18 protein-coding genes and 1 tRNA gene are annotated in these 22,669 nt (G+C 54.7%); 5 read left to right on the top strand and 14 right to left on the bottom strand.

The genetic code is table 11. The annotated features are described in order from the left end of the window. Positions 1-518 precede the first annotated feature (518 nt). The 3 genes from QNK41_RS14810 to dmeF form a co-directional block, all read right to left on the bottom strand. The gene (locus tag QNK41_RS14810; RefSeq protein WP_319258249.1) at positions 519-1,967 is read right to left on the bottom strand and encodes a class I SAM-dependent methyltransferase; all 1,449 of its coding nucleotides are present in this window, start codon (positions 1,965-1,967) and stop codon (positions 519-521) included. Positions 1,968-2,300: 333 nt separating this feature from the next. After that, complete coding sequence (locus tag QNK41_RS14805) at positions 2,301-2,882, bottom strand: DJ-1/PfpI family protein (RefSeq protein WP_319258248.1); 582 nt, start codon at positions 2,880-2,882, stop codon at positions 2,301-2,303. A gap of 71 nt (positions 2,883-2,953) precedes the next feature. Then, the gene (dmeF, locus tag QNK41_RS14800; protein ID WP_319258246.1) at positions 2,954-3,880 is read right to left on the bottom strand and encodes a CDF family Co(II)/Ni(II) efflux transporter DmeF; all 927 of its coding nucleotides are present in this window, start codon (positions 3,878-3,880) and stop codon (positions 2,954-2,956) included. Between the two features lie 222 nt (positions 3,881-4,102). Here dmeF and QNK41_RS14795 point away from each other — a divergent pair, with 222 nt between their 5' ends. Together QNK41_RS14795 and QNK41_RS14790 are read left to right on the top strand one after the other, a co-directional pair. Then, entirely contained in the window at positions 4,103-4,390 is a 288-nt protein-coding gene (locus QNK41_RS14795; protein ID WP_319258245.1) for a hypothetical protein, read from the top strand. A 183-nt stretch (positions 4,391-4,573) separates the two neighbouring features. Further along, entirely contained in the window at positions 4,574-6,220 is a 1,647-nt protein-coding gene (locus tag QNK41_RS14790; RefSeq protein WP_319258243.1) for a fatty acid--CoA ligase, read from the top strand. Between the two features lie 327 nt (positions 6,221-6,547). Here QNK41_RS14790 and QNK41_RS14785 read toward each other — a convergent pair whose 3' ends face one another. From QNK41_RS14785 to QNK41_RS14750, 8 genes are all read right to left on the bottom strand, one after another. Next, entirely contained in the window at positions 6,548-6,736 is a 189-nt protein-coding gene (locus QNK41_RS14785) for a hypothetical protein (RefSeq protein ID WP_319258241.1), read from the bottom strand. Positions 6,737-6,996: 260 nt separating this feature from the next. Beyond that, the gene (locus QNK41_RS14780; protein ID WP_319258239.1) at positions 6,997-8,019 is read right to left on the bottom strand and encodes a GGDEF domain-containing protein; all 1,023 of its coding nucleotides are present in this window, start codon (positions 8,017-8,019) and stop codon (positions 6,997-6,999) included. A 104-nt stretch (positions 8,020-8,123) separates the two neighbouring features. Next, a complete protein-coding gene (locus QNK41_RS14775; RefSeq protein ID WP_319258237.1) occupies positions 8,124-9,578 on the bottom strand; it encodes an SPOR domain-containing protein in 1,455 nt (484 codons plus the stop codon). 14 nt (positions 9,579-9,592) lie between these two features. Then, positions 9,593-11,587 carry a PBP1A family penicillin-binding protein gene (locus tag QNK41_RS14770; RefSeq protein ID WP_319258236.1) on the bottom strand — a complete coding sequence of 665 codons (1,995 nt, stop codon included), beginning with the start codon at positions 11,585-11,587 and terminating at the stop codon, positions 9,593-9,595. Further along, positions 11,584-12,504: a hypothetical protein gene (locus QNK41_RS14765; protein WP_319258234.1), complete on the bottom strand. Its 921-nt coding sequence runs from the start codon at positions 12,502-12,504 to the stop codon at positions 11,584-11,586. The genes QNK41_RS14770 and QNK41_RS14765 overlap by 4 nt, the downstream gene beginning before the upstream one ends. Positions 12,505-12,730: 226 nt before the next feature. Continuing rightward, a complete protein-coding gene (locus QNK41_RS14760) occupies positions 12,731-15,337 on the bottom strand; it encodes a hypothetical protein (RefSeq protein ID WP_319258232.1) in 2,607 nt (868 codons plus the stop codon). A 221-nt stretch (positions 15,338-15,558) separates the two neighbouring features. Next, positions 15,559-17,133 (bottom strand): HD domain-containing phosphohydrolase, encoded by a 1,575-nt coding sequence (locus QNK41_RS14755; RefSeq protein ID WP_319258231.1) that lies wholly within the window; start codon positions 17,131-17,133, stop codon positions 15,559-15,561. 166 nt (positions 17,134-17,299) lie between these two features. After that, the gene (locus tag QNK41_RS14750; RefSeq protein ID WP_319258230.1) at positions 17,300-18,223 is read right to left on the bottom strand and encodes a hydroxymethylglutaryl-CoA lyase; all 924 of its coding nucleotides are present in this window, start codon (positions 18,221-18,223) and stop codon (positions 17,300-17,302) included. Between the two features lie 408 nt (positions 18,224-18,631). Here QNK41_RS14750 and QNK41_RS14745 point away from each other — a divergent pair, with 408 nt between their 5' ends. Together QNK41_RS14745 and QNK41_RS14740 are read left to right on the top strand one after the other, a co-directional pair. Further along, positions 18,632-19,882, top strand: a complete 1,251-nt coding sequence (locus QNK41_RS14745) for a glycosyltransferase family 4 protein (protein ID WP_319258228.1) — start codon at positions 18,632-18,634, stop codon at positions 19,880-19,882. Further along, positions 19,869-20,603, top strand: coding sequence for a class I SAM-dependent methyltransferase (locus QNK41_RS14740; protein WP_319258226.1), 735 nt, complete (start codon positions 19,869-19,871; stop codon positions 20,601-20,603). Before QNK41_RS14745 ends, QNK41_RS14740 begins: the two co-directional genes overlap by 14 nt. Here the strand turns inward: QNK41_RS14740 and QNK41_RS14735 are convergent. Both QNK41_RS14735 and QNK41_RS14730 read right to left on the bottom strand, forming a co-directional pair. Continuing rightward, positions 20,593-20,919 carry a hypothetical protein gene (locus QNK41_RS14735; RefSeq protein WP_319258225.1) on the bottom strand — a complete coding sequence of 109 codons (327 nt, stop codon included), beginning with the start codon at positions 20,917-20,919 and terminating at the stop codon, positions 20,593-20,595. The two genes, QNK41_RS14740 and QNK41_RS14735, sit on opposite strands and share 11 nt — an antisense overlap. Positions 20,920-20,934: 15 nt before the next feature. Next, entirely contained in the window at positions 20,935-21,357 is a 423-nt protein-coding gene (locus QNK41_RS14730; protein ID WP_319258223.1) for a helix-turn-helix transcriptional regulator, read from the bottom strand. A gap of 716 nt (positions 21,358-22,073) precedes the next feature. Between QNK41_RS14730 and QNK41_RS14725 the strand changes: the two genes are divergently transcribed. Then, positions 22,074-22,149: transfer RNA gene (locus QNK41_RS14725), tRNA-Asn, on the top strand. 181 nt (positions 22,150-22,330) lie between these two features. Here QNK41_RS14725 and QNK41_RS14720 read toward each other — a convergent pair. After that, positions 22,331-22,669: hypothetical protein (locus tag QNK41_RS14720; RefSeq protein ID WP_319258221.1), on the bottom strand; the 339-nt coding region annotated here is incomplete at its 5' end.

The raw sequence follows: 22,669 nt of genomic DNA, 5'->3' as shown, positions 1-22,669 counted from the left end.
GCAAGTTGTCAAATTCATTTCCTCTGGTTATGAGTCCCCAGAGGATCATCATCTGGGTTTGGACTGCGTCACCTGAAAATCCATTTGCCTTCAAAAAAGTACATCCCTTTTGGTTAATTTTTTCGATCTCATCGGTACCTGACTTCAATTTAAAACTGATTGAATTTTTCATAAGGTAGTGAATCCTGGTGAATATTATCGCAGAATAATGAATTATTAGAATTTGATGCTATGGGAATGAGCAATATATATGCCAATGATATTTCCATCCTGCAAGGTAGATGGAAAAACTGTAACCTTCCTGAATCATAAGTGATATTTTTTAAGATTCTGTTTTTTATGTGTAAAGCATATTAAGCAATGTAAGACGCCTCTATTGGGACGTGTCAAATCTTTGACGCGTATAGAGTGTTTGAAGGGTATAAGATGAGATAACGCGGTTGAGGATTGCCAGGGTATGAATGCCGCAGGTTAAGGATCACCGAATATCCGTGGGATTAGTAGGATAGGATTATCTGTTAAGCGCCCTTAACGTTCTTTTTGATGCGTAGAAACATTTGAATGCCTGTATTGTCATAGAGCACGGAGCATTTTCCTGATGGGGTATGTTGGAAAAGGCTTTTGAAGTTTTCTTCCGTTCGAAGAATTAGATGCCAACCTCCCCAGTATGCCATGTAATACTTAGACGGATTCGATACGTGGAAGTTGCCGACCACCAGTTCTCCCCCTGGTTTCAGGATTCGGAAAAGGCGGTCTAAAACGGCTTTTGCTACACGTGAAGACAGATAGTCGAAAAGACCAAGGCTATATATAAAATGATACTGTCCCCACTTTTGCTCAAACTTACGTGAAAAAAGCATGGATCTTACCGAACCCTGAATATACTCCACCTCAGGTACTGAGTTAAATCTGTTTCCAATCTTATCTATTAATTCAGAAGCTCTAAGGAGGGCTGCGTTGTCCTGATCAAATAAAGTAAAATGGTAATTTAAACAATCCCGAGGAGATTTCAGAATATTCTTCAATTCAAAAGCCGGTCCGCAACCGACTGAGAGGACTTTAATCTTTCCCCTGGATAACAGGGGAGAGCTATTTTTGTGATTATCCAGCAGTTGAGCAATCAATTTTATCCTGTGTCTCACTGACTGAGTCGCCGCGTGTTCAACGGCATGCTTATGCGTTAATTTCGAATATGTTGAATCGCCCTGGTAATTATTTAAGTAAATCATCTGCATCAGCCCGAAATCTCCGGCATAACCTCTTGGTTTTTGGGTCGCCCTAGCGGTAAAGGGGCTGCAATGGATTAGACCCCAAAGTTGATTTCGGAAGTAATAACCATGGCATTGGTGCTCTTTCCAGGTGAAATCATCCACTATGGATTTCAGTTCATCCAATTTGTCTTCGAAAAATCGCCGAAAACTGGGACCCTCTGTCCGTATGATCGTCTCTTGAATTGAATTTTTAGCTTCTTCGGGTTCTGCATGATACTTGGAATCCAGATTGTCAAACAGGTTCTTATAGACCTGCAAATCATATTTAAGGTCTGCTACGTATCCTTTAAACTCAGGTTTGATTTCGTTCTTAATTGCAAGCAAAAGGGGCAGGTCCTGAAATCCGGCTTGAAGTTTAACCAGTTTCTTCTGTTGGAAAACTTGGTAGAAGTCATACAAGTCCTGAAAAGAAACCAAACGGCCTGTGTCTTCATTCTTGCCGGCATTCATTAAGATACGGCAAGGTCCAATCTCGATCGCTTGTTCCTTGTCCTGAATGAACAAGTTAACAGGTTTTTCAGGATCTATGGGTGGATGGTCTTTAAAATACTTAAACAGAAGAGAATATCGGCTTGCAGATTGAGCAAAAATGTGAATTTTTCTGTCTCCCTGCAGCAGGAAAGCTTTTTCTCGAGGACTGACTTCGGCACAAGGGTGGATCGGCTGAGATTCATTTTTGGCGTTTTGCTTACCCAATTCTCTCTCTGGAACCTAAATTTTCTTTTAATTCTGAATGACAGCTTTACTAAATACGCTTCGATTAGAAGTTTTATCAATATGCAATTGCTATCATGACTTTAGATATAGACACATTTTTATAAATTAATTAGTGGGTTAAATCAACATAAATTTAGTTTAAAATTGGATGTTGGTAGGTAGGTACTGCTTGTGGCACTCGCCAACACGCACGAACCCGGTGTGCAGATGAGTTTCAAAAACAACGACCAATATATTTCCCAATAGAAACAAGGCCCGCATCGGTTAACAAAGGTTAGCCTTGTTTCTTTGGTCTCGAAAATGAACACGGTTCTACAGCTCGATACGGGTTCCCAGCACCTTCAAAAACTTGGCCAGCCATTGGGGGTGGGCCGGCCAGGCCGGGGCGGTGACCAGGTTGCCGTCCACGTGGGCCTGGTCCACGGCGATGTCCGCGAAGGTACCGCCGGCACACCCGACATCCGGCGCTACGGCCGGATAGGCCGAGCAGATTTTCCCCTGGAGGACACCGGCTGCGGCCAGCACCTGGGCGCCGTGACAGACAGCGGCAATGGGCTTACCCGCCTGGGAAAAGTGGCGGACGATGTCCAGCACCTTGGGGTTGAGCCGGATATACTCCGGGGCCCGGCCGCCGGGGATAACCAGGGCATCGTAGTCTTCGGCCCTGATCTCGTCGAAGGTGGCGTTGAGGCCGAAGTTATGTCCCAGCTTCTCGCTGTAGGTCTGGTCACCTTCAAAGTCGTGGATGGCGGTCCGCACCGTCTCCCCTGCCTTTTTATCCGGACAGACCGCGTGGACCGTGTGACCCACCATGCTCAGGGCCTGAAAAGGGACCATTGCCTCGTAGTCTTCGACAAAATCTCCCACCAGCATGAGAATTTTCTTGGCTGCCATGATTGCCTCCTTTGGATAAATGATTGATCGCACATGGGCCGGAAATAATCCGGCGGCGCTTTAGCAGGGTGTTAGGTTCGGTTTACCTCCACGGTTACATGCACGAATTTTAAATCTGAAGGGATCAGCTGCTTGTAGTATTCTGGCGGTTTGGGAATTTCCGTAACCACCGACACGATGGCTGCATAGATGTCTGGCCCAACGGTCCACAAGTGAAGGTCAGCGACACGATTATCGCCGTTTTTTTGGATGCCGTCCACCACTTTTTGCTGGATATCGACCGATGCCTGCCGATCCAGCAATACATGGCTGGTGCTTATCAGCAGCCCGATGGACCAGCGCGAGACCATGATGGCGCCGACGATTCCCATGAGCGGATCCATCCAGATCAGGCCCACGTATTTAGCCGTCAGCAGTGCGAAAATGGCCAGAAACGAGGTGAGCGCATCGGCCAGTACATGCAGATAGGCGGACCGCAGATTGTGGTCGTGGTGATGATGATCATGATCGTGTCCGTGGTCGTTGCCGTGATGAGAGCCGTCCTTGTGCCCCAGGATGAGCATAGACAGTCCGTTGACCACCAGTCCGATGATGGCCACGAAGATGGCCTGGTTGAAGGCAATCGCCACAGGATTGACCAGCCTGACGACACTCTCCACCGCCATCATCACCGCAAACACCGCCAGCAGGACCGCGCCGGAAAAACCGCCCAAGGCGTTCACCTTTCCGGTTCCGAAACTGAAGCGTTTGTCGTGGGCATGGCGGCGGGCGTAAATGTAGGCAAAGGCATTGATGGAAAGGGCCGCCGCGTGGGAGGCCATGTGCAGGCCGTCGGCTAGCAGGGCCATGGAACCAAAAAGCATCCCGGTGGTGATCTCTACCACCATCATCACAGCGGTAACGACAATGACGATGAGCGTGCGGCTTTCCCCCGGCCGTTTGTGGTCCTGGCCGAAGCTGTGGCTGTGGTTCAAATCAGTTTCATCCTTCAGTATCATCGGCAGTCATCGTCTCCTCTGGATGGGTCTTCAGAAGCCGCGGATGACATGGAAGCAACGCACGTCATCTGCCCGCAGGCCGGTTGAGGTTTCCAAAAACCATAATCATCCGGCAACCGTTTGGCCAGTTCAACACCCGCTCCATGCAATGCATGACAGGAGGTGGAAAAGATTTTTACGTGATGACCGCATCTGTCACAACGACCTGGTATTCCGGATGACATGGAAACGCTCATCCTGCATTTTGATTTCTCGAAGGATCCCCAGCCTGACGATCCCGACATGTCCCGATTCCGTTACGATCTGTCCCGCAGTCTGGAGACAACCCTGAAGGCATCCGGTGCCGGACGCTGGCGAGGCGGACGTTATGCCCGGGGGGTGGTAACCCTCTTCATCGAGGTGTCCGATGCCCAATTGGCGATCGGTCAGGTACACGCGGTGCTGGCTGCCCGCGGGCTGGCCGACAGGCTGACCATCGGCGGTGGCAACCACCTGTCAACGAACAAATGACAGTTGAAGGATTTTCCCTTGAGTTGAACGGCTGCTGGCACTCCTTTTTCTTGACAGCTTGCACGCGTTACCCCTACATTCTTTCCATTCAACAGCTATTCCACGATTCTGAACAGTCGACCCGTTTCTGTTTTCTGCAAAATCCATCATAACCCGCTTGTCAACCTTCAAAGGAGGACCGTCATGCCCGTCAAACTCATCCCCCAGACCCCATCGGCCTATGGGTTTCCCCTGCTGATCAAGAACATCCTGCGCACTCCGCTGACCTATTATCCGGACCGGGAGATCGTCTACCGGGACAAGATGAAGTACACCTACGTCGAGTTGAACCAGCGGGTGCAACGCCTGGCCAATGCCCTTAACGCCCTGGGCGTGAAGCAGGGGGACACGGTGGCGGTGATGGACTGGGACAGCCACCGCTACCTGGAGTGCTTTTTCGCCGTACCCATGATGGGTGCGGTACTGCATACCATCAACATCCGCCTGTCGCCGGAGCAGCTGGTCTACACGATCAACCACGCCAAGGACGACATCATCCTGGTCAACGCCGATTTTCTGCCTCTGCTGGCCGCGGTCAAAGACCAGATGAAAACCGTCAAAAAGATCGTTCTTCTCAGCGACGAAACGACCCGCCCGGAGACGCCGGTGGCACTGGATGGCGAATACGAAAACCTACTGGCCGCGGCAGCGCCTGACTACGAATTCCCCGATTTTGATGAAAACGCCATGGCCACCACCTTTTACACCACCGGCACCACGGGCCTTCCCAAAGGCGTCTACTTCAGCCACCGCCAGATCATGCTGCACACCTACGGACTCATGTCCGGGTTGTGTGCCTACGAATCCCAGGCTGCCATCAATTCCGGCGATGTCTACATGCCCATGACCCCCATGTTTCACGTCCACGCCTGGGGGATTCCCTACTTGTGCACCATGCTGGGCACCAAGCAGGTCTACCCGGGCAAATACGAACCGGAAATGCTGCTCAAGCTCATCGTCTCCCAGAAAGTCACCTTCTCCCACTGCGTACCCACGATCATCCACATGCTGGTCTCCAGCCCGGTCATCAAGAATCTGGACCTGTCGCGCTGGAAGGTGGTGATCGGCGGCAGCGCCCTTTCCCGGGGCCTATGCAAAGCCGGTTTGGAAAACGGCATCAACCTCTACACCGCCTATGGCATGAGCGAAACCTGCCCCTTGCTCACCGTGGCCAACCTCAAGCCCCACATGCTCGCCTGGGATGCGGAGCGGCAGGTAGAAATGCGCTGCCGCACGGGCCTGCCCGTGCCCAACGTGCTGCTGGAGGTGGTGGACACCGACGGCAAGCCCCTGCCCCACGACGGCAAAACCGCCGGCGAGGTGGTGGTGCGCTCACCCTGGCTGACCCAGGGATACAGCAATGATCCGGAAAAGAGCGAGGAGTTGTGGGCCAACGGCTGGCTGCACACAGGTGATATCGGCTTCATCGACGCGGAAGGCTACCTGCAGATCACCGATCGGGTCAAAGATGTGATCAAGACCGGCGGTGAGTGGATCTCATCGTTGACCCTGGAAGACATGATCAGCCGTCATCCGGCCGTGAGCGAAGCAGCGGTGATCGGTGTGCCGGATCCAAAATGGGGCGAACGGCCCATGGCCCTGGTGGTGCTCAAACCCGGGGCCGAGCAGGAGACCCGCCCCGAAGAACTGAAAGCCTTTTTCGCCAAATTTGCCGAAGAGGGCGTCATCCCCAAGTACGGCGTGCCGGACCGGGTACAGATTGTTGAGACCATCGCCAAGACCAGCGTGGGCAAAATCAACAAAAAGCAACTGCGGATAGATTTTAAATAGTCCCCGTCCCTAAATGGCATCTGTCGGCCCAGGCCGGCGTTCTCGCTCAGCTGAGATCCTCGACGTAGCGCTGCTACGCCTCCGGATTCAACATCGCTGCGGCCTTCCCCTGAACCGAAATCTACCGTTTATGAAAGGAGACCTATTCACTGTTTATACTGAAAGGGGTTAGGGTCGTTCCTATAATTGATGACCCCACAAAAAATAAGCTGGCGACATCCATTTTTTGACAACCCTTCGTTAAATTCAAAGGCCGAATCCCGTATAATGGGGTCCGGCCTTTTCTCCCCGGCACGCGGGGCAGAGGATAACGTCCGGGTGGTCGCTTTATTCCAGATGGCTGATAATGGATTCGGTGAGTGAATCGTCATCCTTTTTGAAAAAGGGAATCAGTTCGGCTGCCACGTCTTTGAGCGATTTGATATTTTTCTCCTTCATCACGCCCTGAATGGCTTCCACGCCCTCTTCGATCAGCCTGAGACCTTCAGCGATCCTGATGACATCCTGTTTTTCCATGTTTGACTCCTCCAGTTGTATTTGGCTGTAGGCCAATACCGTATCCAGATGGGGTAAGTCTAAACGCTTTGCCAAAGGGAGACAAGCTCTTTTTAACACCCAGTTAAAGTTGATGAACGCGTAAAAAGTCGCATTTCCGACGGGTTCGCAACAAGTTCGAGATCAAGGCTTGCAAATCTCGAGGAATGAGGCGTACTTATGGTACGCTGCAGTGACGAGGGATGAAGCGTAACGCGGATATCGGACTTGTTACGCACCCGTCAAAGTTCGATGCGGTTGCGGCCGGCGGCCTTGGCCATCAGGAGTTTCTCATCGGCCTGGTAGATGAGCGTCTTGATATCAGCGTCCACCTCCCTTCCCACATATCCGTAGGCAATACCGATGCTGACGGTAACGGATGCGCGCGTGTCGGGCATCGTCTCAATAGCCCGCCGGATCTTTTCTCCCACTTCTCCCAGCGACACCGGCTCCACGCGGGGTAAAAAGACCAGAAATTCCTCACCACCGTATCGCCCGAGAACGTCCGAGGCACGGATCCCTTCCCGGATACATTCGGCCACCCGGCGCAGCTTGTCGTCACCGAACTGGTGACCGAAGTTGTCGTTTATGGCCTTGAAATAGTCGATATCGATCATCAATACACCAACGGTATTTTCATTGCGCTGGGCCAAGTGGGCCAGGTGGGTGATCGCATTGAACAACCCCCGGCGGTTAAAAATACCGGTCAACTCATCGTAGTTGCTTAAAAAGGCCATCCGCCGGTTCTCTTTCCAAAGGCGGTGGATGACCTCACCCACCAGTTCCAACTCCAGTGTGCCCAATTCATTTTTCTGGAGGGCATCAAAAAGCCGGTTCACAAAACGCTCGTAGGGGAAATCCGATCCGGCATCGCCGTTGAAAGTGGCCACATATTGGGAAAGGGTCTCGAAAGCCGGGTGCAACAGGTAAAATTCCAGCTTGAAGGCCATGGTGAAGGCCTTCTTCTTGCGGCGTACCTGTGTACAGCTGTCGACCAGGTCGTATATTTTTTCCTCCAACCCCGTTAACTCGTCCAGCGTCTTTTCCGGACCATCGAACAGGTTGTTGAGCATCCCCTTTTCGGCCCAATTGAGCAGCCGGTCCCAGTAGAGCAGGTGCTGCTCGTTTTTAGTGGCAATATCCTGCCAAAACCCTTTCAGGTCATCAGTTCCGGCATTGCGGGCCAGGCTCAGGTATAGGCGGGAGGCATGGTTGTCCAGTCTGAGGCATAATTCAACGATTCGGGTCATAGCGGTGGCGTTCATGTTCAGCTTCCTTTGCACGAAATCAGGTCAAGTTGAATAGTTACCATACGCCGGGTAATTACCGAAAAAAGGGCGGGATGTCGCCAAGCGACGAATGTTCTCGATTATGGTACGTCAGGCCGTTTGTAATTGGCAACATAATAATCACCGATGAGTTGCCTCGTCTTCAGATCCTCGCCCACAGTCCTGGCCTCTGCCTTGGTCTTGAAATGGGAAATGCGCACCTGATACCAGGTTTTGTTGGATCCGGAGGCCCGGGTCCAATAGGCATCCAACTCTTGGCCTTTCAGCTGATCCACATAGCGCCGGGCATCGGTTTCGCTCAGATAAGCCGCCACCTGAAGGGTAAAGGGATCGGTGACCGGGGCAACCACCGTTACCGGCTCTTTTTCCACCGTTTTGAAAGTAACGGCAAAATGCATGGCGGTATTGATCACCAGCCACCCCACACCGATCATGAACAGCCCCATGGCCGACCATTTCAGCACCAATTTGGCCCGCCTGGATGATAATCCCTCCCGGGTCTTTCGCAATTGGTCGGAAACAACGGCGACAAACCCGAAGGCCGTTCTCCTCAATCCGGTCAATGTGTTGCGGATCATTGGACCGAATGCCGGCCGCTCAATCCGGCGTTCCCTGGCCGATCGTCCCGTGCCGGAATCGGTCGTCGTGGGCAAAAAGGCAGCCGCCATTTTACTGCGCTGAGATGCGGCAATGCCCGCCATCGCCTCATCGGCCCTTTCCAGCAGGGGCAGGGTCAGCGGGCCAGGATGGATCATCCGACAGCAGGCGGCAATGCCCGGAAGCAGGCGTTTGTCACGTCCACCGCGGGTGTAGACGTCCAGGTAAACCTTCAGGGCCAGCGTGTCCGGACGCTGCTCGGACAGGAAGAGATCCGCCATGTCACTGATCAAGGTGTCCGGTAGGGGTTCTCCAGCATCCATCAACAGCCCGTAAGTCTGAAGGGCGGCAAAGTCACCGCGCCGTTCGGAGAGGTAAAACTGGGCAAGCATCCGCTGGATGGCCATGTCCTCGGGGTGAGTGTCACCGATCCTGGCGGCGATGTCATGGGATTGATCGGTCAACGCCCTTCCGGCCAACACCCGGTCAAGCCATTTGATGGCGGCGTCCCGGTCACGGGGAAAAGTGCGCAAATAGGCGCCGACAATGGCATCGGATGACGATTCAGGTGCCGCCTGAGCCATCTGGAACCGTGCCGTTTGGGCCAGCAGCTGCCCGGCCGGCGTTCGTCGGGATAGTGGCGAGAAAAAGAAGCTGTCCACCATGGCCGCAGCCCGGGCAAGGGCCTGGCGCACCTCCCGGGGCATCCCGGCCCGCTCCCACACGGTGGCCTCGCCAAGCAGGCGCTCCAGTCGGCGGCGCCCCATGGCAGCAAATGCCACGCCTGTAAACCAGTATGCGGCGGCAAGCAGGCCGAGGCCGGGTACGATCATCCATCCGGGTCCCACGGCGCCGGCAAAAGGCGGCAGCACCAACAGGGCGACAATGCCGCCGATGACCAGGGCCACCCACAACCGGACAGCCAGATGTTTAAACAAGTATCCCATATCCCTTAAGAATGTTTTTTTCTCATCGCCACAGTAACCGGGTCGCGCGTCCAGAACCCGGCCAACGACCCGGTTTCGGGATTCACTTTCTTGAAATAGATATCCGGCGGTGCCACGAAGGCCCTGGGCGGCTCGCCTTCCGTAGCCTGTTTCATGAACTGCGCCCAGATGGGCGCTGCTCCGCGCCCGCCGGTAATACCTGCACCGTTTTTATCCCGCATGCCCTGCCCCCGGTCAAACCCCACCCAGACCGATGTGCTCAGGTTGGGGGTAAAACCGGTAAACCAGGCGTCGTTGTAATCGTTGGTGGTGCCGGTTTTACCGGCGGCCGGCAGGGCAAAACCCATTCGCCGGACCCCATTGCCCGTGCCATCATCGATGACGCCGGCCATCATGTCCACCAGCTGAAAATTGATCGATTCATTCAGAACCCGTTCACCGGTGATAATATGCTCCTGCAGCACCCGGCCGCTCACATCCTCCACCCGACGGATCCAGTAGGGCGGATGCCGCACGCCTCCTGAGGCAAAGGTGGCATAGGCGGCGGCCATCTCCAGGGGACTGACCCCGAAGGTGCCCAACGCGACGGAATAGACCGGGGCCAGATGGCTGGTGATGCCGCAGCGCCGGGCGATGTTGATCACCGCATCGGGACCGACGGTGGAGACCAGTTGAGCTGCAACGGTGTTCACCGACGCCGTGAAAGCCTTTTTGAGCACCATGGCACCCTCGTAGGTGCGTTTGAAATTGCGCGGCTTCCACGGCGCCTTGCCGGCCACAGGTATGGAAACCGGTTGATCCACCATCACATCGGCCGGCGTCTTGTCCAGGTTTTCCAACACCCCATAGTAAAGGAATGGTTTGAAACCGGATCCCGGCTGCCGGTTGTCCTGCACCGCGCGGTTATATGGGGTTTGAAAGAAATCCCGTCCGCCCACCAATGCCTTCACCGCCCCGGTATTTACCTCCACGGCGACCAGTGCCCCCTGCAGCCCGTTGTCGTCTTCCACCCTGGTCTCCTCGGACCGGTGGGTCATGTCCATCTGGGCTTCCAGCTTGGCAATCCCCTGTTGCAGCGCTGTTTCAGCCTGCTGCTGCATCCCGGCGTCCAGGGTCGTGTAGACCCGCAGGCCGCCATGGTAGACGACTTCGGGGCTATAGGTCTCTTCCAGCGATTTCATCACCGCGTCCAGGAAATAGCTGTCCACCCTCAGCGAACGGCCCTGTGCACGCAGGTCAACCGACACGGCCTGGGCTTCTATGGCCTCTTCGCGACTGATCATACCGGTGGTTACCATTCGCTGCAGCACCACTTGCTGCCGGGCCCGGGCACGTTCCGGGTATCGAAACGGGTTGTACCGGGTGGGCGATTTAGGCAGGCCGGCTAACAATGACGCTTCGGCCAGAGTCAGTCCACCGGCCGGTTTTCCAAAGAAGGTGCGCGCTGCCTCGCCGATGCCATAGGCACCGACACCGAAGGGAATCTGGTTGATATAGGCCTCAAGGATTTCCTGTTTGGAAAACTGGGCTTCGATCTGAAGAGCCACCAGCAGTTCCCGAAACTTTCGCACCCAGGTGCGCTCGAAACTGAAAAACAGGTTTTTGGCCAGCTGCTGGGTGATGGTGGAGGCACCCTGAATTTTTCCCGACTCGAACAAGGTGACCCACAAAGCCTTTACGGTGCGCAACTTGTTGACGCCCCGATGTTCCCAGAACCGGTGGTCTTCTGTGGCCAGCATAGCCTGAATGAATGGGTAGGAGACGTCATCCAGGGCAACGGTTTCCCGTCCGCCGATGGTCAGAATGCGCTGCCCGTCGGCACTGAAGATTTCAGTGGCGGGTGTGTCGTTGATGCGGCCGATGGGTTCGGGGACCTGCGGCAAATCCTTGACCGCGACAAGGAACAGGCAGAACAGACCCATTCCCGCCAGGGCACCAACTGTCGCCATCAGATAAATAAAGGCGGTGACGGCCCGGAAAAAGCGCAGGCTATCAGTCATCGATCCTCCCGCCTGAGGGGCCAGCGCATCTTACTGGAAGGGGGTTTGGAAAGCCGGGGCTCCAGCAGCATGCGAACCTGCCAGACGGCCCACTCCTGCCCCACGGCCAACACGATCTGCCGCCCCTGGGGGGTGTCCATCTCGATGCCGATTCGAATCATATCGGCGTTGACTTCATCACTGACCCCCACACGCACGGGGGTCCCTTGAGCGGCCAGCAGCGTGCCGGGATGGGAGAGCACACCCCGCTGGGTCTCCGGCGAAAGGGTGTCCAAAGCCATGAAAAACCGATCCGCTGGATAGATGCGGCCGGCAAACTCCGGCTGCCCGTCCAAAGTCCCTGCCTTGATGTGCGGTTCGGTGCCGGTGGATTTGAGCTGCTGCTCGTTCAGGGTCGTGTAACTGAGCACATTGTTGCCGCGATCCAGCAGGTAGATCCCCACCTGGCCATTTTCCCGCTCCATATACACCCGATCCCAGCTCTTTTCGGCACTGATGCGCAGCATGAGGACGGGTGAAAACAGGGTCCAGGCGACGGCCTCGGGGATCTGGCTGTAAAGGGTTTTAAACTGCGCTGCGGAGATCATGGCCCCCTGGGACGCGGTAAGACCATCGATGAGTTGGGACAGTGAGCTGGCCTCGCGGGCTTCACGCTGGGCGGTGATCTGCTGGGTCACCATCTGCTCCAGGGTTTGGGTGGCCACCTGCTTCAAGCGGCCCTGCTCCCATACGCTGCCCGATTCCGGCCGGTGGCTGTTGGTAACCGCCAGATAGCGACCCACTAACACCTCCACCCAGCTGAAGCGCACTTCGGAAATAAGAATAGCCAGAACGGAAAGCAACAGCACCATTCCCCGCAGGCTCAGCCCCTGCACCATCCATGTCTTCAGATCCTGTGGTTCCGACCAGGTCGGCATAGGACTCCTTTGCACCCCTTTTGCACCGCCGCATTCCGGCAAACATGGGTTTGCTTGACGATTCCCAGTCTTTTACACCATTCTGCACAATTGATAAAGGGATGTCGCCTGTGGTGATGACCGAGGAACCGGTGTCGGTTCGAAGAGACCGGTTTCAAGCCCATCGTCGTGCACATGCCCGCGCATCCGGGATCGCGGACCCGGCTATGGCAAGGCGCCACGCAGGCTATAATGGCCGTCCAAGCTGGATCACAAATTTGGCACCGTTGTCTTGAACATAGTCCGGATAAACCAGGGGCCAGGCCACACCTATCCGGAATGCGGAAAAACTACCCCAGGCGATTTCTGCCGACATGACGAATTCAAAACCGGCGCCGACCAGCCAATCGTCGGACTCGACTGATTCACCGGCAATCCCGGCATCGACAAAGGTTCCCAGCCTCAGGCGATGTAAAAAGAGTGGCAGCGTGCCGTACCCCATCTGAAGGTTGGCCAGGGGCCAGAACACCTCGATACCGCCGGCGGCGGCTTTGGGAGCTTCAATTAGGTTGGCGCTAAACCCGCGTATCGGAAACAGCTTGGGGGGCAAGCGGGTGAAATACCCTTCAGACACGTTACCGCCGACCCGGAACGTGGTGTGCCCCAGGTTCGGCGCGCCGCCCCATGCCCGACCCAAAAGCAGGTGAACCGATGTCAGCGTTTGATCACCATAAAGCAGTCGTCCACCCAACGTGAGCGACTGGCGGTCTTGCGAAAATAGCTCCAGACTGCTCCACAGGCTCATGAATTCCACCTGCTTGGCCAATCCGATGCCAAGCCACTCTTCATGGCCCGAGGGGGTGGCGGATGAATCAGGGGTTCGGGTATTCAGCGGATCCCAGTTACGCCAGTTCAACGACAGCTCGAGCCCGTCAAAGCGGTCTAAACCGGTCGACGAGCGAAGCAGGTTGTCGCTTTCGGGTAGGACCCGTTCCAATGGCCGCCAGAACAGTCTGGCTTCATGGCGGGACTCATCAACGGTCTGATCGACATCGGTGGTGTAGGAAACCGGGTAGCGGGTGAACTGCGTACCCAGTGTTTTGGCCTGGGCGCCGAGCCGCAAGGCAAAGTAATTCGTGTCGGAGGAGTAGCGCAACCCGGCGTCCAATCGATAATCACCGCTAACGTCACGACTCTTGGTTGCGATGCCGATCTGAAAGTCGGAAATGTCGGCAAACAGGTCGGGCCGGATGTAGTTGGGCCAGATGCTTTTCAAGGGGGAATAAGGCTGGGTGTTCAGTTCCGGCGCCTCGGGCTCCCTGAAGGCAGGCACCACCGGCGCGTATACAGGCGGTCCAAAAGAGACCCGATCGTGTTTATAGTTGCCCATCCGCCAACCGTTTGCGGTCAGATTGAGGAACTTGCCGTGCCTGGGAAGCAGGGCCATGCTGTCGACAGCGGTGATCGCTTCCTGGTTGGCTGCGTGGATCTGGAATCGACCGCTGGCGTTCGAGGCGTACACCAGGGAGTCGCCCTCCCACCAGGGATCCAGCTCAATGGACGGTGTTTGGGTAAGCTGCATCCAACCTTCGTTATAGATCCAGATATCCCAGTTTCCTTGGATATTGGCTGCCACGGCAATCGCACCGCGTTCGTTGCGCACCGGGCCGGACAGCGCAATCACGCCTTGCGGTGCTTCAATCATGGTCGGTTCATCGGTGGCGGCCCTGTCGATTTGACCGAACCCCCCTTTGCCATCATCGGGGAAAACCATCAGATAAGGGCGCCGGCCGATACGGCTGACGGCCACGCGTCCGGGCCCCGGATCCCAGATATGTTTACGCGACGTGGATACCACGCGGCCCCCGGTATATCCGAAAAGCGTGGCGCTGGTATTGAATTCCGAAAGCCACAGCGTCCCGTCCGGGTCGACGACGCCGTAACGGCCGCGGTTCCTGATTTGAAGCTTGCCGGGAAAGACCCCGGCACGATTCCAGTATACAAAGGGTTCGGCCCAGTATCCCCGGGCGAGGATAGCCGGTGGCGATAACCGCTGCGGCTGCGCATAGGGGCGCTGGAAGTCTTGCCACAGCGCCGAAAACGTTTTACCGAAAACCTCGCGGGCTTTCAAATCGATTTCGATAGGAATCAGGCCAGCGCCATGGACTTGCAGAAACGCCAGGATCTTCGACCAGCCGTATTCCTGATAGAGCCAACAGATAAATGGTTTTCCGTAAATGCGGAAGGCAAAATAACCGGGCCAGATTTGCGGGTGGTGACTGATAATTTCGAGATCCGGCGGCGGGGTAGATCGAAATAGCGCGGCCTCAAAAGGATCCTGAATCGCCTTGTTAAGATACAGGGCATACAGCAAATTGCATATGCCGCCGTCGACCCAGGGGGGTAAAATGACGTTGGGGGAAATGATTGCACCGAACCCCTTGTAAAGCACCCCGGGAACCTTTGATCTCAGCCCGTAAATACCCTGAAGGCACAACCCCTTGAACATAAAATAGGTCCAGGGGTCAGCTTCCGTATACCCCTCTTCCAACACACCGGGGGCACGCAAGGGAATGCGGATCTCCAGGTGGGGGATGACGTGAACCTGAACGTCGGGTTCATCCTGGTTCTCGTCCACAACGATGTGAAGCGGTCGTTTAACCGGCAGACCCATTTTTTGCAGATAGATCATGATATCGGCAAGGTTGTGGTTCAACCGTGCTGCAATGGCTGCCTCACCCTCTGGGAAATGGAGCAGCACACCATCGGTTTCAATGGTCAGCATGGCGGACACGTTGGAACAGCCACACCAAGTCAGGCCGAGGGAAAACAGCAAAATAAGAACAACGCGCATCAAATTCTCCAATCAACTTGGGCGTAGGTAGGATCCCACGGCCTGTTTCACGCTGACCGGTTTTTACACCATTCGGATCAAATGATAAATAGGGGGAAAAGGGAGACGATTTCCAATCCCAATTGGTGCAGGAAGGATTTCAGTCTATTTTGGAAACGGGATAGCGGCCGGTGAAGACCCAGTGCCGATATACGTAGTCCCGTGGAAATGGGTGTGAGGCATCACGGCGAGGTTTCGTTGATTGCTTTTAAAACGCCCTGGTCGTAGAGCGATCGGAATGTATCGATGACACTGGCATCGAACTGGGTACCGGATCCGCCATACATGATCTCGAGGATCTTGGACTCTTCCATGCGATTGCGGTAAGCACGGTCGGATGCGATGGCATCGTATACGTCGGCCACAGAGAGGATCCGGGCCAGCATGGGGATGTTTTCACCGGCCAGGCCATCGGGGTAGCCTTTGCCGTCATAACGCTCGTGGTGGCATCTGATGATGTTCTTTTCCCGGTCCCACAGGCCCAGGCACTCGACGATATTTGCACCGATTACCGGGTGCTGCTTTATGATGCTAAACTCCTCATCGGTCAGGCGGCCGGGCTTGAGCAGAATGTCATCCCGGATACCGATTTTCCCGATGTCGTGAAGCTGGCCGGCGACGTTTAGAATATCCTGCTCCTCCTGACTGCCGCCCATGCCCCGGCACAGGGCGATGGCAATCCGGGTCACTCGGCTGGAATGCTGCTCGGTGTATGGATCGCGAGCTTCAATGGTCCGCACAAAAGCGTAACAAAATTGCAGGAGGTTCTCATAAATATTTTCATAAAGGGCGACATTTTCGATCGCATAAGCCGCCTTGTTGGTCATGAACGACATGTAATACAGGTCCTTTTCCGAAAAGCGGACATCCCCGTTCAGCGACGATACGGCCAATACGCCGAACACCTTCTTGCGGATGTTCAGCGGAACGAGCATCAGGGATTGGATGGCTTCGGGCACCCCCCGCACGTTGCCGTTTTCATGGATCAGCAAGGGCTTGTCCTCATCGCAATTGTCCATGATCAACTGACTGATATCCTTGCTGCAGGCAAACTCTTCATCGACACATGACGCAGTTGAATGCTTCTGCTGTGGCGGCGGGCCCCCGTTTCCGCCGGCAACGGACCGTGCCACTTGCACCGGCCGTTGAATCGCTTCGTTGATGACGTAAAAACAGGCCTCGTCAGCGTGGGTCAGTTCAGTGGACAGGTCGACCACCCGCTTGAACAGGTCGAAGCTGGAGTCGATGGTGGCAAAGTCGGTCATGATGCGGTTGAGGGTGTTTAGTTCCTCGACTTTGTATGTCAGCTCTCGATTGAGATTCTCGATCCGGTGTTTGCCTTCCACCTCCTGGGTCAGAAAAATGTTTTTGATAAACAGCTGCCGCTCCCGCAGCACCCGTTTGACGCAGATTTCCAGCTGATTCAGGTTGACCGGCTTGATCAGAAAGTCGACCACACCGTTTTTCAAGGTGCGGATGGTGTTGTCCAGGGACGGATAGCCGGTCATGATGATGACCGGAATGGTGTTGTCCACCGTTCGGATGTATTCGGCCAGTTCCAGCCCATCCATTTCGGGCATGTTGATGTCCGTGAAGCAGCAGTCTATTTTTTCTTTTTCAATGATGTCGACGGCAAGGCGGCCGTTTTCAGCAGTCAGAATGTGGTACCCTTTTGCCATAAAATATTCCGAAGCCACCTCCAGGATACTTTCCTCGTCATCCACAAACAATAGGGTCTCTTTGGGTGCGTCTGCCATTAGCGTCATCGTTGATCGAATTTATGTGAATGAATCTGGTTTCGGAACCCCACCGCAAATTAGCGCTGTCCGCTAAAGCCACTTGCCTGACATGTTCCAAATATCGGCAGGCCGATTTTAAACTAAAGGAATTCAGTTAAAAAAAGGAGAGGCGGGGCAATCCGATTTAAATCGATTCGTGCGGTGTTTGAAAGGCCGACACACGGTGCATCCGGCCGGGGAAGGATTGGTGAAAAAACGTCTCCATTTCGCGCGAAACAGCACCCACCTGTCGGTAATTCACACCGGTATGAATCCCCAGGCTTTCCAGCAGGTGGGCGGTGTCTTCGGTGCCGATATTACCGGCCGCGCCAGGAACAAAGGGACATCCGCCCATGCCGGCCAGAGCAGTGTCGAAAATCGAAACGCCGTATTTCAATGCGGCCATCAGGTTAACCAGTCCCAGGCCGCGGGTGTCGTGAAGGTGCAACGCCAGGGGCAAACGGCCGGCCAGAGGAAGTACCGCATCCAGAACCTCTTCTATCAGGGGCGGTGATCCCATACCGGTGGTGTCCGCCAGAGCCAGTACATGGACCCCGTGCTCGACAAACCGTCGGACAATGCCCGCAATGCGAGCAGTGGGAATCCGCCCTTCATCTACGCAACCAAAGGCGCACTGGAGACTGGCTCGTACGTGAAGGCCGGCGGATATCGCCTGGTCAATCATGCGCAGCCCGTGTTCCAGTGCCTCGCCATGGGCCATGCCTGCGTTTTTACGGCTGTGGGAATCACTGGCGGAAAGGGAGATTTCCACGGCCGCGATGCCCGACGCCATGGCCCGGTCCAGTCCCCGCCGGTTGAGCACCAATGCCGTGTAGACCACACCGTTTTGGCGGGGAAGTTGTCTGATCAATGGGTCGGCATCGGCCATCTGGGGCACCTTTTCCGGATGGACAAAGGAGGCCACCTGAATCTGTTTCAGCCCGGCTGCAACCAACCGGGCAATCACGGACAGCTTTCGGCGGGTGGGAACCACAGTTTTTTCGAACTGGAAGCCATCACGCGGCCCCACTTCCACCAGCATCACTGCATCGGGCATCGCATTGTCCACGGGTCCTCCTGAAAATACCGTAAACACAAACCAGGTCCCCGCATTCTCAGGGATGACCTGCTATTTATTGAGCATTCCACACTTACCCATTCACCATACCCAATCCACCGGTTTCAGACCTCCGCCCTCCGCCCTCCGCCCTCTGCCCTCTGTCCTCTGTCCTCTGTCCTCTGTCCTCTGTCCTCCGCCCTCCGCCCTCCGCCCTCTGTCCTCAGTCCTCAGTCCTCGGTCATGCATAACACTGCGGTTTGCTCTCTGTCACCATATTCCTTAACCGCAAGGCGGACAATGCCCTTTAGGATTGCCAATCGAGTCTGAATCAATACATGAAAACACTTGACGTTGGTCACAGCAGGGCTGTAAGTGGTTCTATTTTGCCACGTGGGAAGGACTACCTGTTTAACGCCTATGATTAGCAGCCTGGAACGTCCCCTTAACATCTGCCTGCTGAGCTACCGGAGCAACCCCCACTGCGGAGGCCAGGGTGTTTACCTGAAAAACCTGAGCCGGGCACTCAAAGATATCGGCCACCACGTCGAAGTGTTTTCCGGCCCGCCGGATCCCGGTCTGGACCCGGACATCCCCACCCACCGGCCGGCCTGCCTGGACCTGTACAATCCGGAGAGTCTGTTTCGGGTTCCCACCCTCAGGGAGCTCTGCGACCCTGTCAATATCATGGAATGGGCGGGTGTCTCGACCATGGGGTTTCCCGAACCCTTTACCTTCGGCATCCGTGCCCAGCGCTTTTTGCGCACCCGGATGCAGCGCTACGACATCGTTCACGACAATCAGAGCCTGTCTTACGGCATCTGGTCCATCGCCAAAAAGATTCCCACCGTGGCCACCATCCACCACCCCATCACGGTTGACCGGGACATCGCCGTGCGTTCGGTGAGGCCTTTTTGGAAAAAAATCAAGCACCTGCGCTGGTTCTCCTTCATCGGCATGCAAAAACGGGTATCTCGCACCCTTCGCCGGATCATCACCGTCTCCGAATGCGCCAGGGAAGATATCGCCCGGGATTTCAAGATTCCCCGGAAGCGCTTTGCAGTTGTTCCCAACGGCATCAACACCAAACTTTTCTACCCCATTCCCGAGATCCAGCGGGAGCCGGGCCGCATCATCGTCACCAACAGTTCCGACGTCCCGCTCAAAGGACTCTACTACCTGCTGCATGCGGTGGCGGAAATAGCGAAAAAAAGAAGGGCCATCAGCCTGGTAGTGGTCGGGACACCCAAGAAAAACGGCGGCATCAGCCGGTTGATCCGGCGATTGGGCATCGGCGATTTGATCGTCTTTACCGGTAGCATCAGCGATGCGGAATTTGTCCGCCAGTATGCCCGGGCAGCCATGGCGGTCGTCTCATCTGTTTACGAAGGATTTGGCCTGCCGGCGGGCGAGGCCATGGCCTGCGGGGTGCCGGTGATCAGCACCACGGGCGGCGCTCTTCCGGAAGTGGTGGGTGACGCGGGCATTCTGGTCCCTCCGAAAGATCACATGTCCCTGGCCCGGGCCATTATCGACATGCTGGACCACCCGGATCAGGCCGATGGGCTTGGCCGACGCGGATACCAGCGGGTGCAACAGCACTTTACTTGGCGTCGCGCAGCCGAAAAGACTGTTGACGCCTATCGGGAAACCATCCTTGATTACCGTTGATTTCTCCCGCCTGGCTGTCCGCCCCGGCGATCGCATCTTGGACATCGGCTGCGGATCCGGCCGGCACGCCTGCGCGGCCTACCGGCTAAAGGGAGTAAGGGTGACTGGAGCAGACCTGAACCCGACAGATCTGAAGGAAGCGCGTGAGCGGCTCAGCTTTCATGACCGGCTGGGCGAACATGGGGGCGGAACTTGGTGCCTTTCCGCGGCCGACGTGACCTGCCTGCCCTTTCCCGACGCCTGCTTCGACCTGGTCGTCTGCAGTGAGGTGCTGGAACACATTCCGGATCATGAATCGGCCATGCGAGAGATCATCCGGGTACTCAAGCATGGCAAACCACTGGTGGTCAGCGTTCCCCGCTACCTGCCCGAGCGCATCTGCTGGGCGCTCTCCGATGCCTATTTCAACGCCAACCAGGGCCATGTGCGTATCTATCGCCAAAGCGAATTGATCGACCGGCTGGAGCGGGCGGGTGCCCGCTTTCTGGGGCATCACTACGCCCACAGCATCCACGCCCCCTATTGGTGGCTCAAGTGTTTCGTCGGTCTGACACGAACGGACTCGGCAGCAGTCAACCTTTACCATCGCCTGCTCGTCTGGGATATCATGAAAAAGCCACGGGTAACCCGGTGGATCGACCGTCTGCTCAATCCGCTACTGGGAAAGAGTGTGGTGTTGTACCTGCAAAAAAATAGAAAGGAAGGTTTGTTTACGCAGTAATTCCAAAAATTCCGAAGAAAACGACAACAGCGGCGTATCCGCAGATCATGGAGAGCAGATGCCGCAATGGCTGCCGGGGCCATATCAGACGAATCTCGTCATATCCATCAGCACACCCAATGGCACAGACAATTGTACTTGGGAAAGGAATAATTTCACAGGCAGGAGCGGGTGCCGCTGTCATTTCCAAGGCCGTGTCCTTGAGCCGCCGAAGAATCAATTCCGTAAGGCGGCGGTCCTCGACTTTCTGCGCTGTCCACAGCAATTCCAGGTAATGGTCCCGCATGCAGTGATAATCCCGGTTGTTATCGTCCATCACGACCTCCGCGGGTTAATTGTTAATCGCCTTGAGAGTGCCGCTGCAAACCAAAACGCCGGACAGCTTGGCGGATATATGTTCGATCAGTTCTTCATCGTTGATAAAAACCGCCCGGTTGAGCATCTCCAAGTATGGACCCAGCTGTTCGAAACGATCCAGAACAGCCTGGTCCACGAGTACTCCCTGTCGCAACGGAACCTGGGCAAGGGGTTCAGCTGATTGACCCTGGTGGAACACGGTTGGGGGCACATCCAGCACCTTTGACATTTGGGCCAAGTCTTCGGGCGTGGGTTTCTGCTTGCCCAGCTCAATATTTTTAACTTTGGTCCGTCCGGTCTCCACGCTCGTGTTGAAAACCTTGGCGCCAAACTGGCCCTGGTTCAAGCCCAATCGTTTGCGTAATAATTGGATTTTTTCAGACAGCGTTAATTCCATGATGGTCTCCTGTGGCGGCAATTCTGGATGAATCAGCAATTGAAAGGTGCGCTACATGACTATCGGTTCGTACTTTTGTATATTCTCTATGAACAGTTATACTTATCCTTAATCCTTTTATTTAGCCCCGTCAACACCATATTTAGAAGGTTTTTCAGACTCACATAAAAATGAAAAAACTGTCTGAAAGGACAATTATTGATAAATACTGAAACTTAATGTACCGCATTTTTTGAAAAATCCCCATCGAATTCCAGCTATCTGGAACCTATCTCAAAAATAGGGTTTTGGTTCAAGGTCAAGGCGGAGCCGCGTTTCAACCCGCAGGCATACTGATGTAAGTCGAGGACATGAAACGAGGAGCCAACGCAGCGAATGGGCCATAAAAATTTTTGGGAAGGCTTCTCGATAAAGCGGCTATCTCGCCTCAAACCCTGACCGGCCGTTACCTTGGTTGCACGCATTAAATCGGTCAATGGGCGTCGCACAAGGCGGGTCAATGCCGGTGGAGCGAAAAACATGAATCGCGGCAAATATGAGAGGCGCACGAAAGATAACAAATAAATGTATTTCAACACGTTATAATCTTTTTCAAAACAGCAAAACAGAACGAACGAACCACTATTCCCGGGCCAAAAAAGCCCTTGACATTCAAATCATGGTCGACTACTTAAGACACTTCTTTAGCCGTCACCACGGCAAAAGAAACCTTATAATCCCCAGTAGCTCAGTCGGCAGAGCAAGTGGCTGTTAACCACTGGGTCCGCGGTTCGAGTCCGTGCTGGGGAGCCATTTTTTTTAGCAATGATTTCAGGTAGTTATGGTTAACACTCACTCGTGTTTTCGACGCTCTTGAGCATTGTATGAGAAGGCGAATTGGTAATGATTTCAGCCAATTCGCTTTTTTTATTGGCATGGAATTTTCTTGCTAAAAAACTGGTTAACACCATTTCAAGAAATATACGTGACAGGATCAGTTCGCAGATCCGTTGCTCGGGCTAGCAGTAGGGCTTTTCTTGATTGGACACAGTTTACAGGGGAATTTGTCTGGATCGTAACTTCGGAGTTTTCTCTCGGAATATTTTCGAATCTCTTTGGAATCGTCTAACTGCTTCAGGAAATATCTCCAGTTGTACGGAAGTTTTAGTAAATTCATAATTTGCGTGACCCTGGCTCGGGTTAGGCCTTCTTTTTTGGCAAGATCACTTTTTGATTTAAATGTTCCATTTTCCAGAAGTTTCTTCCACGCGATGGCTTTATGTATAACATGTTGCTGAGGTTTATTATTCTTAGCAGGCGGTCGGGTTTGGAC

The organism is Desulfosarcina sp. (genome assembly GCF_033791525.1).
In the GTDB taxonomy this organism is placed as follows: domain Bacteria; phylum Desulfobacterota; class Desulfobacteria; order Desulfobacterales; family Desulfosarcinaceae; genus Desulfosarcina.
This window is presented reverse-complemented; position numbering and strand designations above follow the sequence as displayed.